This window comes from Cobetia sp. LC6 (assembly GCF_030264805.1).
Taxonomy (GTDB): domain Bacteria; phylum Pseudomonadota; class Gammaproteobacteria; order Pseudomonadales; family Halomonadaceae; genus Cobetia.
On record NZ_JASSPL010000008.1, the window covers coordinates 163,708 to 179,269 of the forward strand.

At 63.7% G+C, this 15,562-nt stretch carries 14 protein-coding genes; 6 read left to right on the forward strand and 8 right to left on the reverse strand.

Features of this window, described 5'->3' with window-relative positions:
• Nucleotides 1–149 precede the first annotated feature (149 nt).
• The 6 genes from QQF40_RS11285 to QQF40_RS11310 form a co-directional block, all read right to left on the reverse strand.
• Nucleotides 150–458 (reverse strand): putative quinol monooxygenase, encoded by a 309-nt coding sequence (locus QQF40_RS11285; RefSeq protein ID WP_175088716.1) that lies wholly within the window; start codon nucleotides 456–458, stop codon nucleotides 150–152.
• Nucleotides 459–721: 263 nt separating this feature from the next.
• On the reverse strand, nucleotides 722–1,381 hold the full coding sequence (gene nfsB / locus QQF40_RS11290) for an oxygen-insensitive NAD(P)H nitroreductase (RefSeq protein WP_043333519.1): 660 nt from the start codon (nucleotides 1,379–1,381) through the stop codon (nucleotides 722–724).
• A 187-nt stretch (nucleotides 1,382–1,568) separates the two neighbouring features.
• On the reverse strand, nucleotides 1,569–2,945 hold the full coding sequence (guaD, locus tag QQF40_RS11295; RefSeq protein ID WP_285461384.1) for a guanine deaminase: 1,377 nt from the start codon (nucleotides 2,943–2,945) through the stop codon (nucleotides 1,569–1,571).
• A 230-nt stretch (nucleotides 2,946–3,175) separates the two neighbouring features.
• The gene (gene xdhC / locus QQF40_RS11300; RefSeq protein ID WP_285461385.1) at nucleotides 3,176–4,201 is read right to left on the reverse strand and encodes a xanthine dehydrogenase accessory protein XdhC; all 1,026 of its coding nucleotides are present in this window, start codon (nucleotides 4,199–4,201) and stop codon (nucleotides 3,176–3,178) included.
• Complete coding sequence (gene xdhB, locus QQF40_RS11305; RefSeq protein ID WP_285461386.1) at nucleotides 4,198–6,612, reverse strand: xanthine dehydrogenase molybdopterin binding subunit; 2,415 nt, start codon at nucleotides 6,610–6,612, stop codon at nucleotides 4,198–4,200. The genes xdhC and xdhB overlap by 4 nt, the downstream gene beginning before the upstream one ends.
• On the reverse strand, nucleotides 6,590–8,122 hold the full coding sequence (locus QQF40_RS11310) for a xanthine dehydrogenase small subunit (RefSeq protein WP_285461387.1): 1,533 nt from the start codon (nucleotides 8,120–8,122) through the stop codon (nucleotides 6,590–6,592). Before QQF40_RS11310 ends, xdhB begins: the two co-directional genes overlap by 23 nt.
• A 401-nt stretch (nucleotides 8,123–8,523) precedes the next feature.
• On the opposite strand from QQF40_RS11310, the gene QQF40_RS11315 reads away from it, so the two are divergent.
• A complete protein-coding gene (locus QQF40_RS11315; RefSeq protein WP_285461388.1) occupies nucleotides 8,524–9,207 on the forward strand; it encodes a TetR family transcriptional regulator C-terminal domain-containing protein in 684 nt (227 codons plus the stop codon).
• Nucleotides 9,208–9,419: 212 nt separating this feature from the next.
• Here the strand turns inward: QQF40_RS11315 and QQF40_RS11320 are convergent, their stop codons facing one another.
• Together QQF40_RS11320 and QQF40_RS11325 are read right to left on the reverse strand one after the other, a co-directional pair.
• Complete coding sequence (locus QQF40_RS11320; protein WP_285461389.1) at nucleotides 9,420–10,025, reverse strand: hypothetical protein; 606 nt, start codon at nucleotides 10,023–10,025, stop codon at nucleotides 9,420–9,422.
• Nucleotides 10,022–10,465 (reverse strand): hypothetical protein, encoded by a 444-nt coding sequence (locus QQF40_RS11325; RefSeq protein ID WP_285461390.1) that lies wholly within the window; start codon nucleotides 10,463–10,465, stop codon nucleotides 10,022–10,024. Before QQF40_RS11325 ends, QQF40_RS11320 begins: the two co-directional genes overlap by 4 nt.
• A 373-nt stretch (nucleotides 10,466–10,838) precedes the next feature.
• Here QQF40_RS11325 and QQF40_RS11330 point away from each other — a divergent pair, with 373 nt between their 5' ends.
• From QQF40_RS11330 to QQF40_RS11350, 5 genes are all read left to right on the forward strand, one after another.
• Nucleotides 10,839–11,828, forward strand: a complete 990-nt coding sequence (locus QQF40_RS11330; protein WP_285461391.1) for a MurR/RpiR family transcriptional regulator — start codon at nucleotides 10,839–10,841, stop codon at nucleotides 11,826–11,828.
• A gap of 605 nt (nucleotides 11,829–12,433) precedes the next feature.
• Nucleotides 12,434–13,288: a transporter substrate-binding domain-containing protein gene (locus tag QQF40_RS11335; protein ID WP_285461392.1), complete on the forward strand. Its 855-nt coding sequence runs from the start codon at nucleotides 12,434–12,436 to the stop codon at nucleotides 13,286–13,288.
• 46 nt (nucleotides 13,289–13,334) lie between these two features.
• Nucleotides 13,335–14,060 (forward strand): amino acid ABC transporter permease, encoded by a 726-nt coding sequence (locus QQF40_RS11340; protein ID WP_285461394.1) that lies wholly within the window; start codon nucleotides 13,335–13,337, stop codon nucleotides 14,058–14,060.
• On the forward strand, nucleotides 14,057–14,710 hold the full coding sequence (locus QQF40_RS11345; RefSeq protein ID WP_285461395.1) for an amino acid ABC transporter permease: 654 nt from the start codon (nucleotides 14,057–14,059) through the stop codon (nucleotides 14,708–14,710). Before QQF40_RS11340 ends, QQF40_RS11345 begins: the two co-directional genes overlap by 4 nt.
• A complete protein-coding gene (locus tag QQF40_RS11350) occupies nucleotides 14,694–15,530 on the forward strand; it encodes an amino acid ABC transporter ATP-binding protein (protein ID WP_285461396.1) in 837 nt (278 codons plus the stop codon). The genes QQF40_RS11345 and QQF40_RS11350 overlap by 17 nt, the downstream gene beginning before the upstream one ends.
• The last annotated feature ends 32 nt before the right edge of the window (nucleotides 15,531–15,562 follow it).

Genomic DNA, 15,562 nt, shown 5'->3' on the forward strand with positions numbered 1-15,562 from the left:
TGCTCGTGTCGATTTTTCCGTCACTTGTTGCGTGTCCCGCGGCCAGGCCCGTGTGCCAGAAACGCAAGACCCCCGCCGGGTGTGATGCCCGGCGGGGGTCTGTCTGCGCTCTCGCGGCGCCTTGTCTGAGCGAACGTACGCTCAGCGGATCAGGGCGTCAGCAGGCGCTGGATATTGAGGCTGATCTCGCCTTCGCCGAAGGTGCTCAGGAAGCCCTGGAAGTGCTCGGTGGCCACGTGGGCTTCGATGGCTTCTTCATCCCACCATTCTTCCAGTACCACGAAGTCGCCTTCCGGTACCGGCTCACCTTCCGCGACGTTCTTGTCGATCGCGAAGAATTCGTACTGCAGGCAGCCCTTGTCGGACTGGCTCTTCTCGACCAGTTCGGCGAGAGCATCGCGTGCCTTGTCCTGCTGGTCGGCGGGGAAGGTCAGTGTCGCGATAAGCTTGATGGACATGGCATGAATCCTGTCGTGGGCGTAAGAAGTGGACGTGACGGTTAGGCGAAACGAATCAGGCACGCAAGCCGGACATCGCCGCCGGGAATGCACTGCGCCGGCCTGCCTCGAAAAGGTGGCATGTCCGTCATCGGGATGCAATGCGACGGGCACGGGCAGCGACTTGCCCCCCGTGCCCGTCGTTGGCCCGCAAGGCGGACACGTCGATGTCTTGCGGACAGCTTTCTGAACAGATATTCAGAATCCGCTCTTGAGCGCGAGCCTTACAGGCGAGTGAAGATCTCGTCTGCCGGCAGACGGGACTTGGGCAGCTCGGCATTGAAGTCGTCAGCGGCGCGGTAACCGAGGCTCACGGCGACCAGGGCGTTGAAGCCTTTCTCGCGCAGACCGAACTCCGCATCCAGCGCCACCGGGTCGATGCCTTCCAGCGGCACCGCATCGATGTTCAGGCTGGAGGCCGCATACAGCAGGCTGCCGTAGTTGAGGTAGACCTGCTTGTCCATCCAGTGCTGCAGGTCCTTGAGGTCATGACGGTGCAGGTCGATGAACAGACGACGCGCGCCATCCATCATCGCGCTGAATTCGTCATCCTTCTTGAAGCGGCCATCAGAGGCTTCGGTGTCCAGCAGGTGGTTCAGGTAGTCGTCGTCCAGGGTGGAGCGAGTGCAGAACAGCACGACGTGAGACGCATTGGTGATCTTCGGCGAGTTGAAGGCGTACTTGTCATCGGTACCGGCGCGCGCGAAGCGCTGCTTGGCATCGTCGGATTCCAGCACCAGGAAGTGCCACGGCTGGGAATTGACGCTGGAGGCGCTCAGGCGCATCACGTTTTCCAGTTCCTGCCAGTCGGCGGCGCTGATCTTGCGTGCCGGATCGAAGGCCTTGGTGGAATAACGACGTTGCATGATGGCGGTGGGAGTCATGATGATGGTCCTCGTAGTGGCAGGCCAGTCGCTGAGCGTCCATGACCTTTTGGAAGAAGATGTCGCCATCATAGCGAGTGGATTCAGCGTTGAGTATCCGCATTGCGCGCATCTTTAAGATGAAAAAATGGCACCAATCCCGAGAATTGGTGCCATATGTCAATTGCTTGTCATCGCTGTGATGCTTTCATGGCATTAATGCTGCGGCAGGCTCTCTGGATGGCGTATCAGAAGAAGCACTCAGCATCAGGCCGTGCAGCTTGCGGCATTGGCCCGCCACATGGACTTCGCGTATCACGCGGTCGTCGCCCAGCATCATCAATGCGAACAGCACCTCCTGCAGCGATACCTGGCTGGACTGACCCCAGCGAGTGCGCCGTGCCAGCAAGGGCGTGGCGGCGGGGTCGAGCACGATGACATCGGCTTCCATGCCCGGACGCAGGTTGCCGACCTTGTCTTGCAGACGCATGGCGCGCGCATTGCCCAGCGTCAGTTGATAGAAGCCCTGCCAGGGTGTCAGCGGTTGATTGGTGCGTGACTCAAGCCCCGTCACATCATGGGCGACCGCGCCGTGAAGCTGGCCGACCTGATAGGCGGCCTTGAGGCTCTCCAGCTGACACAGGCTGGAGCCACCGCCGACATCGGTGGCGATGCTGATGTTCATGCCCATGGCGCGGGCACTGGCGCGATCGAAGAGTCCGCTGCCGAGAAACAGGTTGGAGGTCGGGCAGAAGGCGATACTGGCGCCCTGATCCGCGATGCGTTGGCGCATGCCATCGTCCAGGTGGATGCCGTGGGCGAAGGTGGTGCGCTCATGGCTCAGGCCGACATCCTCATAGACCGCCAGATAATCCCGAGCGTCGGGGAATAGCTCGGCGACCCACTTCACCTCATCGAGATTCTCGGCCAGATGGGTCTGCAGGTGCAGGTCCGGTTGGCTCTTGAGCAGTTGGCCGGCAGCCTTCAGCTGCTCGGGCGTGGAGGTCGGCGCGAAGCGCGGCGTCAGCACATAGCCAAGGCGGTCACGCCCGTGCCAGTCGGCGATCAGGCGCTCATCGTCCTTGAGCGCGGCGACTCCGGAGTCCAGCAATTCGGGCGGGGCGTTGCGGTCCATCATCACGCGCCCGGCGTGTATGCGCATGTCGCGAGCGCGAGCGGCCCTGAACAGGGCATCGGCACTGGTGGCATGTGAGGTGGCGAACACCTGGGCACTGGTCGAACCATGACACAACAGCGCATCGAGGAAGGCATCGGCGACCTCGGCGGCATGTGCGGGGTCGGCGAAGCGCTGCTCGGCGGGGAAGGTGTAGGTGTTCAGCCAGTCGATCAGGCAGTGGCCGTAGCTTGCGATGATATCCAGCTGCGGGAAGTGCACATGGGTATCGATGAAGCCCGGCATCATCAGGCCCTCGACGTTGCGCGGCGGAGATAGGCGCATCAGCTCGCCCACGGCCTCATGTCGGGCAAGCGAGTGATGATCCCCCACGGCGACCACATGGCCTGCATGCATCACCAGCAGCGCATCGGCGTAGTATTCGACGGCGCGTGCCAGGGTCGCCGTCATGTCAGAGGCTCGTGTGTCTCTGTCTCCTTGATTGCTATCTTGCTTATCGCTGCCATCGCTCGAGGCCGCCTCACTCAGCATGGCGTCTTCAGGGTCAGCGACGAAATGCAGCAGTGCTCCGCGCAGCAGGCTGACGCAGGAAGCGTCCCTGGCGGCCGCGCGCAGGGCTGCCGTCAGGCGGTGCTCATCCAGGTGGCAGGCCGCAGTGTGCGACGTGTCTTGGTCAGTCATCATTCGGCCTTCTGTGTCGTTTCTGTCTGATGCATCGCGTCAGGGGCGAACTGGGCGCGCAGCTGGCGGGCACCCTGACGCGTCAGCCCATGGCTGTCCAGTGACGTGCCTTGGGCTGACGTGCTTTTTTGGAGAGACGTGCCATGTCTGGCGGCCTTGTCGGCCGAGTTCAAGGCCGCTTCGTCACTGCGCCGTGCCTCGATCTGCAGTAGCTCGGCGACGACACCAATCGCTATTTCCTCAGGGCGTTTGCCGGGGATGCCGGGCACGCCGATCGGGCAGCGAACGCGGGCGACCTGATGCTCCTCGAGATCGCCACGCAGGCGCTGGCGAAAGCGCGCCCACTTGCTGCTGGAACCGATCAACCCCAGCGAGGCCAGGTCATCACGCGCTGCGAGCGCGGCAATCAACACCTGGTCCTCGACATGGTCATGGGTCAATACCAGCACATGGCTGCCCGCCATCACGGGCACCGCCTCACTGCCTGGCGCAGCTTTCCCGGTCGGCAGTTCCGTGAGGACATTGAACGTCTGACGCGCTACACGGCCCTCACAGCCTGCCGGAGTCGTGGCACTCGTGAGCTGCTCGGCGCGTGAGTCCCGCCAGTCGATCTGCCAGCCCAGCGGTGCCAGTAGCGTGACGATCGCCTGCCCGACATGGCCGGCGCCGAACAGGGCGAGGCGTGGCGCAAGCGCCGGGTACAGCTCGATCAGCACCTGCACATGGCCGCCGCAGCATTGCTGGGCATGCTGGCCGAGCGCGATCTCCTCGAGCAGGCAGCCTGACTGCCCCCGGGCCAGCTTCTCGCGGGCGCGCTCCACCACCAGCTGTTCCAGCCGACCGCCGCCGAGGCTGTCATGGAGTGTATCGGGGGTGATCAGCATCTTGCTGCCGGCCCCACGCGGGGCAGAGCCCGCCACCGTCACCACGGTGGCCAGTGCATGCGCCGTCAATGCTGCCTGGGCCTCGGCGAGCGCCTGATACCAGCGGACGGCACTCTTGTCGACATTCTTGCCGGCACTCATGACGTCACCTGCGTTGACTCTGCGCCGGGAGTGTCGTGCTGCTCCTGCCAGTCACGCTGTTCGCGCGCCGCCAGCATCACACGTTCCGGCGTAGCCGGGGTGTCCAGGCGTACCGCGCGGCGGTAGTCGGTCAGCGAGGCCAGTGCATCGCGCAGTGCCGCCCACACGCTGATGGCGAGCATGAAGGGTGGCTCGCCGACCGCCTTGGAGCGATAGATGCTGGCGGCCGAGTTGGGGTGGCCTTCCAGCAGGCGCACCTTGAGCGCACCGGCTGGCACGTCACTGATCGCCGGAATCTTGTAGGTCGCCGGGCCATCGGTGAGCAGCCGACCATCCTCGTTCCACTTGAGCTCCTCCGTCGTCAGCCAGCCCATGCCCTGCACGAAGCCGCCCTCGATCTGGCCGATGTCGATGGCCGGATTGAGCGAATCTCCGACATCATGCAGGATCTCGGCGCTTTCCAGGCGGTACTCCCCACTCAGCGTATCGACGACCACTTCGCACAGCGCTGCGCCGAAGGCGTAGTAGTAGAAGGGGTGGCCGGTGCCGCTGGCGCGATCGTAATGGATATCCGGGGTGGCATAGAAGCCCTTCTCGGACAGTGAGATGCGTTCCAGATACGCCGCCTGGATCAGCTCGCCCCAGGTCATCAGCACACCGTTCGGGCCATGCAGCTCGCCATCCGTAAGGCTCAGGCTGACGCGTGGCTGAGCGAGATGCTCGGCGGCGAAGTCGAGCAGACGCATCTTGAGGCGCAGGCAGGCATCACGCGTCGCCATGCCATTGAGGTCAGCGCCGGAGCTTGCCGCCGTCGGCGAGGTGTTGGGCACCTTGTCGGTACGGGTGGCGGTGATGCGTACCTTGTCCACGCTCAGCCCCAGTTCACGGGCCGCGACCTGGGTGATCTTGGTGTGCAGGCCCTGGCCCATCTCGGTGCCGCCGTGATTCACCTGCACGCTGCCATCGGTGTAGACATGTACCAGGGCACCTGCCTGATTGAGGTGCTTGGCGGTAAAGGATATGCCGAACTTGACCGGTGTCAGTGCCAGCCCCTTCCTGACCACCGGGTTGGCGGCATTGAAGGCGCGTATCTCGGCGCGGCGCTCCCAGTAGCGGCCGCTGTCCTCGAGCTGATCGATCAGGGTCGCCAGCAGCGGGTGCTGATTGACGTGTTGGCCATAATGCGTGGTCTCACGGCCCTCGCAGTAGAGATTGCGCTTGCGGATCTCCAGCGGGTCACGCCCCAGACGCCGGGCGATATCCTCCATCGCGGCCTCCACCGCCAACATGCCCTGAGGGCCGCCAAAACCGCGGAAGGCGGTATTGGACGCCACATTGGTGCGTGCGCGAATGCCGCGCACGTGGGCATTGCCCAGATAGTAGGCGTTGTCGGCATGGAACATGGCGCGATCGACGATGGCATCCGACAGGTCCGGCGAGTGGCCGCAGTCGCCGGTCAGCTCGATGATGGCGGACTCGATGCGCCCGCTGTCATCGACGCCGAATTCATAGCGATGGTGGAAAGGATGGCGCTTGCCGGTCAGGCGCATGTCATCGCCACGTGGCAGACGCAGGCGTGCCGCGCGGCCCGTGCGGCGGGCGACCATCGCGGCCAGACAGGCCACCGGCGCGGCCTGTGTTTCCTTGCCGCCGAAGCCGCCCCCCATGCGGCGGGTCTCCACCGTGATGGCGTGGAAGGGCACTCCGAGCACCTCGGCAATCAACTTCTGGACTTCGCTGGGGTGCTGGGTGGAGCTGTGCACCAGCATCTCGTCATCCTCACCCGGCAAGGCCAGTGCGGCCTGACTTTCCAGATAGAAGTGTTCCTGACCGCCGCTTTCCAGCTCACCGCTCAATTGCCAGGCGGATCTGGCGAGCCTGGCGCTGATGCTGTCGAGATCGCCGGCGCGGCCATTGGCGAGCCGCGCCTGGGTGTGGGTCGGGCGCACCAGATCACCGCGGCTGGCCGCCTCGCGCGGGTCCAAGCACACCGGCAGGGGGGACGTTGCGACCTTGGCTAGTCGCGCCGCCTGACGTGCCGCGCGCTCGCTGTCGGCGGCGACCACGAAGAGTGCCTGACCATGATGGCTGATGATGTCACTGACCAGCAGCGGGTCGCCGGGGAAGACCGGCCCCACATCGCTGTGGCCGGGGATGTCGGCGGCGCTGAGCACGCAGACCACGCCGGGGGCACGGCGCACCGCCTCGAGATTCAGCGCCTCCAGGGTGGCGTGCGCGACCTCGCTCATGCCGATGGCCAGATGCAGCGTGCCCGCGGGCAGTGGCAGGTCATCCACATAACGCGCCGAACCGCTGACATGGCGCTGGGCGCTTTCATGCTGACGCGACTGGAGGACGGGGGCGGTCGGCGCGGCGCTGGCGTCGGACTCAAGACTGTGCAAGGTACGCATCGAGGCTCTCCAGTGACGTGAGGGAAGTCGTGGTCTGACGCTCATTCAGGATGCGCTGGGCCACGCGGGGAATCAGATGGCTGGCCGCCAGCAGGCGATACTCGCGTGAGCCGCGCACGTCACTGAGCGGTGAGAAATCGGCCTGCACCGCCTGCTCGATCTGTTGGCGAGTCTGTCCCGTCAGCCTGGCGGGAGTAAGAGATTCCAGTGCTTGCAGCGTCAGCAGTGCCTCCAGGTGCGGGGCGCGGGCCGGAACCCCGGCCATGCCGCCGAAGGCCACCCGCCAGTGCTGCGCGCGCCCGCTGGCATCACGTCGCCAGGCGAAGACACCGAGCAGGGTGGAGATGTCATCGTCACGCCGTTTGGAAAGCTTGTGCACCGCCAGTCGCTGGTTGTGCAGCGGACGCGGCAGGAAGACGGAGTGGATGATCTCGTCCGGCATCAGCTGGGTGCGCTTGTAGTCGAGGAAGTAGTCCTCGAGCTTCAGAATGCGCTCATTGTCCTGGCTCATCAGCTGGATATAGGCGTCCAGCGCGATCAGCAGCGGCGGCATGTCCCCGATGGGCGAGGCATTGCCGATATTGCCACCCAGGGTGCCACGATGACGGATCTGTTCACTGCCCAGCCGCGTGAGCAGCTCCGCGCCATCCGGGTAATGTTCCCGCAGCAGCGGCATCAGCTGGTGATAGCTGACCGCGGCCCCGATCCACCAGCCTGCCTGACCGGCGTGCTCGCCTTCCTCTATCTTGCCGAGCGCCGCGACCTGGGTGGTGTCGATCAAGGCCGGGAAGTCGCGCAGGCGCTGGGTGTGCTCCAGCATCAGGTCCGTGCCGCCGGCGATCAGCGCGGCATCCGGGCGCTCGGCGCGCAGCGCCAGCAGGGCCTGCAAGGTGACCGGCCGATAGAAGCGGCCGGCGTCTCTCTCATCATCAGGGGCGGTGTCGTGCTGTGCCTCCCCTGTGCTCACGCGAGCGTCCAGCAGGCTGGCTGGCCCGAATTCGCCTTGCAGTAGACGGTGAGCGGCCTCGCGGATCGGCCGATAGCCAGTGCAACGACACAGGTTGCCGCCCAGTGCATGGTCGATCATGGTATCGCGCTGTCTGGCATCAATCACTTCGCCTTGATCGATCTGGCGCTGATGGCAGGCATGCAGCACCGCAAGGCTCATGGCGATGCCCGGGGTGCAGAAGCCACATTGACTGGCATGGGTGCTGACCAATGCCTGCTGCACCGCCGAGAGAGTTGGTGTCTGGCTGGCATCCGCCAGACCCTCGACGGTGATCAAGTCGCAGCCGGCCAGCTGGTGGGCGGGCATGAGGCAGGCATTGGCGGTGCTCACATTGTGGCCCGGCCCCTGCAAGGCAATGGTGCAGGCACCGCAGTCGCCGGAGGCACAGCCTTCCTTGGTGCCGTCTTGCCCAAGTGAGGTGCGCAGCACTTCGAGTACGCTCGTTCCCGGTGCGGGTGAGGGCAGTCGGCACGCGCGCCCGTTCAAGGTGAAGTCGATCATGCGGGCATCCTGTCAGGTCGTTTTGTCATTGTGGTGCCTTGTTGCGTACAGCGTGCTCACTACGCTCAAGTCCTGGTCCTGCCATGGTCGCGGACTTGGTCTGTCTTGCCAGCGGGCCTGTTCTAGCCAGGCGGCGAGCGTCGGTCTGCAGGCTGTTGTCTCTATCAATGTAACAGGTCGTATTGTGATTCCTGCAAGAATCTGACCAAATGGTCAGTGCATGTTGTGGTATTTTGTTCACCGGTGTCTCAACGGGCTGTTTTCACTGCTGTTCCAACGCCACGTGTCAGTCGCTTGACCAGAGCCTCCTGTTTGCGCACATCGCCGCTGACAGGCGAGACCGACAGGGGGCTGTCGCCAAGAGACTCGAATGCTTTTTTCTGACCTGATGAGTGATGCCGATGCCCGCGGATTCTCCTTCTTCCCTTTACGCTGAAGTCCGTCGTACCCGTAGTGCGGAATTGAGCGCGCCACCCGCCAGTTCTCCGCGTGAGCAAGCTGAGAGCCGCATTCTCGAGGCCGCCGAATGCGTATTTGCCTGTCACGGTTATCGCGGCAGCACCTTGAAGCAGATTGCGGAAGTGGCCGAGTTGCCCAAGGCCAATCTGCTCTATTACTTCGGCTCCAAGGAAAAGCTTTACGTCCACCTGCTGGAGCAGACCCTGACGCGCTGGAATGCCTCGCTCGAGGATATCTCGCCTGATGATGAGCCGCGTGAGGTGCTGGAAGCGCTGGTGCGCGTCAAGCTGAAGCTGGCACGCCAGGCACCGCAGGCCTCGCGCCTGTTCGCGGCGGAAGTGATCAGCGGGGCGCCTTTCCTGCGCGACTATCTCAGTGGCGACCTGCGTGACTGGGTGCAGGCGCGCTGTGATGTCATGAAGGCCTGGATGGCCGCGGGCAAGCTGCGCGAGGCGGAGCCGATGTGGGTGATCTACCTCATCTGGTCCACCACTCAGCATTACGCGGATTTCGCCGCCCAGATCGATCAGTTGGGGGGAGCGCCGCAGACCGATGAAGACTGGGAGCAGCTGGCGGATTTCGTGGCCAGTACGCTATGTGATGGTCTGTGCCCGCGACAGCCATGAGCGGCATGAGTGACGTGAGCGGTTAAGCGGCTGAGCGCTTGAGCCGGCACATTCAGCGCTCTGTCAGGCGCATGTTGCCTGTTGTCAGTGCCTCGCCGCACATCAAAAAGCCCGCCCCGGATTCCGGGGCGGGCTTTTGGTTCTTGGTTTTTTGGTTCTTGAGTCGTTCGTGTGTCGTTCTGGAAAGTGCGAAGGAAAAGGCCATCAGGCGCTCAGCTTGCCATCTCCAAGGGCATACCGGGATCGCGATCCAGTACGGCTTCTTCCTCCTGCTTGGCCCCCGACAACTCGGCTTTCTCCAATTGGGAGACGTCACAGTGTTGATGCATCTGCCAGCCATCGCGGGCATCGTCGGCCAGATAGATCAGCGCGGCATCGGCGCTTGCCCACAGCCGGGCGAGGTCACGTTGGTGGCGGGTGCGGTTGGCCAGCGGCAGCGCATCGGCGGAGACAACCACCACTGGCGCCTTGCGCAGCCAGCGCGGCGCATGACTCGGCCAGCTGTGATGCACGGCGTCCAGCCAGGGTGCCTGGGGGTGGCCGGGCGATGACTGCCAGCGCCAGCCACGCCCGACTTCGGTGATCCCGCGTGCCGTCCAGATCAGGCTGCGGTGCGGTAGCTGCGCCTCCAGGCTTTTCAGCAATGTCCCGTCGTTATCCGTCAGCGACTGGATGGCCCCAGACATCATGCTCAGGTACTCGCCAGCGTGCTGGCCGGCGGTCAGTTCCAGCTTGATTCGGGGCGCCGGGGCGAGAGCGATGCTGTTCTCCAGCGGTATGTGCATGCCGCATTCCATGCCGATGGTATAGACGCTCATGCCAGCATTCCTCGACGCGTCATGGTCTGACGCAGCAGGGTGTGGTGACGGTGCATCGCCTCCCAGTCAGCGTGAGCCTTGTGGTTGATGTCCGGGTTGAAGACGGCTTTCTGCTGCGCGATGGGCGATGCTGTCGAGGTCGAAGTCGGAGTGTATGTCTCGGCTGAGTCCTGGGCCGCCATGGCCGAGGCGGCAATCTCAGCCTGGCTGCGCGTGTCGTGGGCTGGTGAAGGCGTCGTGGGGGCCGCCGTTGCCTTCAGGCACAGCGGCGGTGCCTCGTAGCCCATCGCCATCACGCCCAGCAATTGAGTGGACTGGGGACTTGCGACACCCTGTGTGGCGCCGCTAGAGCTCGGCAAGAGGGTAAAAGTCTGTGTCGTGACCTTGGCTGTCATGGCTCGGCAGGTATCGAGGAGGGCAGTCATCGTTGAGTTGGCCATGAGAATGCTCCTTGCGCATCGCGAGCGCTTTATCGGGAATATTGCAGTCCGGCAAGGGTCGTTGGCGTTGCTGCACGGTGCATGACCTGTCGGCTGGCTAGTCTTGATCAAGCGGCTTGCATGCCGGATTGATGTGATGAACAGTAAAAACAGTCGCTTGTGTCTGTCGCGCGGTGTGGATGGTTGGCGTCGCGCAGCGCTTGAGGGCGTCACAGGCGCTTGAGATGAGGAAAAAGGGCTTGTCTCGAGGGTTGCGCCTTTCGTCTATGCACTGTCAGTCAGCGCCTGGCCCAGGCTTTGCACTGTCTTGAAGCAATCGTTGAGGCAATCATTGCTCTGCGCTCACGCAGAATCTTTTCAGGAGTGTGTCTTCATGCCACGAGCGCCCATGGATCACAGCGCGCCCCCCGAGGATGACGTGTCCGGCGAGTCGCGGGCAGCGCACCCGGAGGGGGAAGCGCCTGCCCCTGTTGCCGATGCCACTGTCAGTCTCGCTGTCAGCCGCACTCGCCATGCCGCAAGACAGGGCAACAAGAGCCTGAGTCTGCACCAGCGTCTGACCCGTTCGCTTGAGGAGCTCACCCCGAATGAGCAGCGCATCGCGCGCTTCCTGCTCGCGCATCAGGATGAACTGGCGCTATACAACGCCGCGGAACTGTCACGTCTGACCGACGTCTCCAAGGCGACGGTCAGCCGCCTATTCCGCCGCCTCGGCTATCAGGACTTCCGTGAAGCGCGGGACCAGGCGCGCAGTCTGCGTCAATCGGGTGTCCCAGTGGCAGCAGCGCCGACGGCAGACCATCACCAGCGTCACTATGAGCAGGAGTGTCGCAACCTGCGTCAGGCGCTGGCGGCGCTGGACATGCTCGACATGGCGGCCTTGAGCAGCGCTCTGGCCAAGGCCGAGCGGCTGCAGATCATCGGCTTTCGCAATGCCTATCCGCTGGCGCTGCACCTGCGCCAACAGTTGCTGCAACTGCGCGCGCAGGTGGCGGTGTTGCCGCAACCCGGCCAATCACTCGGCGAGGAGGTCGCACGTCTGGGCGCCGATGATGCCGTGGTGGTATTCGCCATGCGCCGGCGCCCGCAGGGCTTGGCGCGATTGCTTGAATGGCTGGGGCAGGCACCGTGCACGGTGCTGCTGGTCTGTGATGACAGCCTGAGCACCATCCCCGCCGGTATTGAGCATGTCCTGCGCTGCCCGTTGGACAGCGTCAGCGCCTTCGACAGCTACGCCGCAGCCATGAGCCAGATCAATCTGTTGGCCACGCGCCTGCTGCATGACGACCTCGTCGGCGGGCGCAGCCAGATTCGCCGCGTGACCGATACCTTCGAGGCGTTGGAGGAGCTGGGCGACGGCTGATCGTCCATCCTGAAGTGCTCCTGCCTTTCCTTTCTCCCTCTCTTCCTCCCTTTGGGCCGCCAGCCTTGCTTGTGATCTGTGTGGCGGCCCGATTCGACTCGCCGCGCTCTGCGCACCTGCAGGGCGCATATGCCTCCCTGACTGCACCATCTGCTGCCATGTCGCTGGTGTCGGCGCCCTGAACTCGTCGCCCGGTGAGGGCGTCATCCGCGATTTCATCTCCCGCAGGCATGTGTCGCTCCTTCTCCTTTCCATTCGCTACTTGGCTTGCATGCCTGTGCTCAAGCGCGTTCTCAAGCCCCTGCTCGGGCGTGTGAGCCGCAGGTGACTCTGCGCTGCCTGCAACTCGATCACCTTATTGAGCACCTGGCAGAAGCCTTTGGCACACCTGTTGCAAAGATTGATAAGGGAATCACTTGTTTCATTGGTCAGGTTCTGAAGACGAATGGGGCAGGGAGTCACTGGATCTGACTCGGCGAGACACTCGGCAAGCAGCACGGCGGGACGATCAACAACCAACAACAATTCACTGCCGCAAGGCACCAGGTGCACGACGAGCCGTTCTCGCACCAGCGCCTGGCATTGACGGATACCGGAGTCGACCGATGAGCAAGCGTCACGAGAGCAAGGCCCAGCAGCACGCCGCACGGACAGGCAACAAGCAGCGTCTTGGCAACTGGGTCCGCAAGGGAATATTGCTGGCCCTGTGGGGCACGTTGGCGTCCACCGCCCTGAGCGCACACGCGGATGCACTGAGTGACATTAAAGATAGCGGGGTACTGAAAGTGGCGGTGCCCCAGGACTTCCCGCCCTTCGGCTCGGTCGGCCCGGACCTCAAGCCGCGTGGCTACGATATCGACATGGCGCGCTATCTGGCAGACGAGATGGACGTGAAGCTTGAGCTGGTGCCGGTCACCTCGGCCAATCGCATCCCTTATCTGCAGACCCGCAAGGTTGATCTGGTGATCTCGAGCCTGGGCAAGAACCCGGAGCGTGAGAAGGCCATCGATTTCTCTGATGCCTATGCGCCGTTCTTCCTCGGCGTGTTCGGTGAGAAGGGCAGTGAGGTGGACTCCGCGCAAGGACTGAGCGAGAAGACCATCGGCGTGACACGTGGCTCGGTGGAAGACATGGAGCTCAGCAAGGTGGCACCGGAATCGACCACCGTGAAGCGCTTCGAAGACAACAACACGACCTTGTCGGCCTTCCTGTCAGGCCAGGTCGAGATGATCGCCACCGGCAATCTCGTCACCGCCGCCATCGCCGAACGCAATCCTGCCCGCGTGCCGGTCAGCGTGCTGCCGCTCAAGAACTCTCCCTGCTATGTGGGCATGCGTCATGACACGCCGGAGCTCAAGGCGCGCGTGAATGAGCTGATCGCCCAGGGAATCGAGGATGGCACGCTCAACACGCTCTCCGAGACCTGGTTCAAGGCGCCGCTGCCGTCACTGGATGCCTGAATCGAGACGTCACACGTCTGATCCCTTTGCCCGTGAGGCTTGATCAATGAACTATCTCCCGGATTTTCCGCGCCTGTTGCAGTATCTACCCGACCTGATGGCTGGGCTGATGACGACGGTCTGGCTGACGGCGCTGACCACCACGCTGGGGATACTCGGTGCGGTGATGTGTGTCTGGCAGCGCCATCGTGCGCCGGCCAGCGCTTTCAGCCGGCTGCTGGGCATGCTGGTGGAGCTGCTGCGCAACACGCCCTTCATCGTCCAGCTGTTCTTCATCTTCTTCGGTCTGCCGGCGCTGGGGCTGTCACTCAGTGCCGAGATGGCCGCGGTGATCGCGATGACACTCAATCTGGCGGCCTACAGCAGTGAAATCCTGCGTGCCGGGGTCGATGCCACCGGTCGCGGCCAGTGGGAAGCCGGGCGAGCACTGGGTCTTACCCGCTGGCAGAGCTATCGCCATGTGGTGCTGATGCCGGCGCTGGAACGCATGTATCCGGCGTTGACCAGCCAGTGCGTGATCGTGATGCTGGGCTCCGCCGTGGTCTCCCAGATCAGCGTGGCGGACCTGACCTTCGCGGCCAACTTCATCCAGTCACGTACCTTCCTGAGCTTCGAGAGCTACGTGGTGACGGCGGGCATGTACCTGCTGCTGGCTATTGCGATGCGTGCCTTGCTCAACCGCATCGGGCGTCGCCTGTTCGGCTTTCGCCACCTGACGCCGGCCCCGCGTAGCCGTCTGTCTTCCCATGTCCTGAAAGAGGCCCACTCATGATCGACTTCACACTGTGGGACATTCTGCGCAACCTGTTGCTGGCGGCGCGCTGGACACTGGCGCTGTCCCTGATCGCCTTCATCGGCGGGAGTCTGGTGGGGCTGGCGCTGACCTTTCTGCGCCTGAACCGCTGGCCGGGGGCGGCGCTCTTCTGTCGTCTCTATACCGAGCTGTTCCAGGGCACGCCGCTGTTGATGCAGCTGTTCCTGGCCTTCTTCGGCGTGGCGGTCTTCGGGCTGGATGTCTCGGCTTGGACGGCGGCGGCCGTGGCGCTGACGCTGTTCAGCAGTGCCTTCCTGCACGACATCTGGCGCGGCTGTGTCGAGGCGGTGCCCAAAGGGCAGTGGGAAGGGGCGCGGGTGCTGGGGCTCGGCTACCTGAAGACCATGCGCCACATCATCCTGCCGCAGGCACTGCGTATGGCCATCGCGCCGACCGTCGGCTTCTCGGTTCAGATCATCAAGGGCACTGCGCTTGCCTCGGTGATCGGCTTCGTCGAGCTGACCAAGGCCGGCACCATGCTCAACAACGCCACCCTGGAACCTTTCACTGTCTTCGCGCTGGTCGCGTTGCTGTATTTCGCCATGTGCTATCCGCTGTCGCGGCTGGCTCGCCATCTGGAGGCACGTCTCAATGTCACTGCTCGCTGAAGTTTCTGCGCTGGATAGCGCCTCATCCGACGCCGCTGTCTCCTCGAAGACCACTGTCACCGAGAGCGCTCACGTTTCCGAGAAGGTAAAGGCACCGCTGGTCAGCCTTTCGGCGCTGACCAAGTCCTTCGGTGACGTGGCGGTCCTCAAGGGCATCGATCTCGAGGTGCGTCCGGGGGAAGTGGTGTCGATCATCGGGCGCAGTGGTTCCGGCAAGAGCACCTTGCTGCGCTGTATCAATCAGCTCGAACAGCATGACGGCGGCGCCATCCATGTCGCCGGCAAGCTGCTGGACGGTAGCGAGATGGACGCCGCCGCCCTGGCGCAGGATGTCGGCATGGTGTTCCAGAGCTTCAATCTGTTTCCTCACAAGCGCGTCGGCGAGAACGTGATGCTGGCGCCGATGCTGGTCAAGGGCATCGCTCGCGATGTCGCGGAGCGCGAGGCTCGCGAGATGCTGGCCAAGGTCGGGCTGGGGGAGAAATTCGATGCTTGGCCGAGTCAGCTCTCCGGTGGTCAGCAGCAGCGGGTGGCGATCGCGCGCGCCTTGGCGATGCACCCCAAGGTGCTGCTGTGCGATGAGATCACCTCGGCGCTGGACCCGGAACTGGTCGGCGATGTGCTCAAGGTGCTGGAACAGCTCAAGCGTGAGGGCATGACGCTGATTCTGGTCACCCACGAGATGAACTTCGCCCGCGATGTGGGCGATCGTGTGATCTTCATGCACCAGGGGCGCGTGCATGAGTCCGGGGACCCCGCGACACTGTTTGCCAATCCGGCCACGGAAGAGCTGCGCCATTTCCTCGGCGCGGTGCTATGAGCACAGCGTCTTGAGCGAGCAGCGGTGGGCCA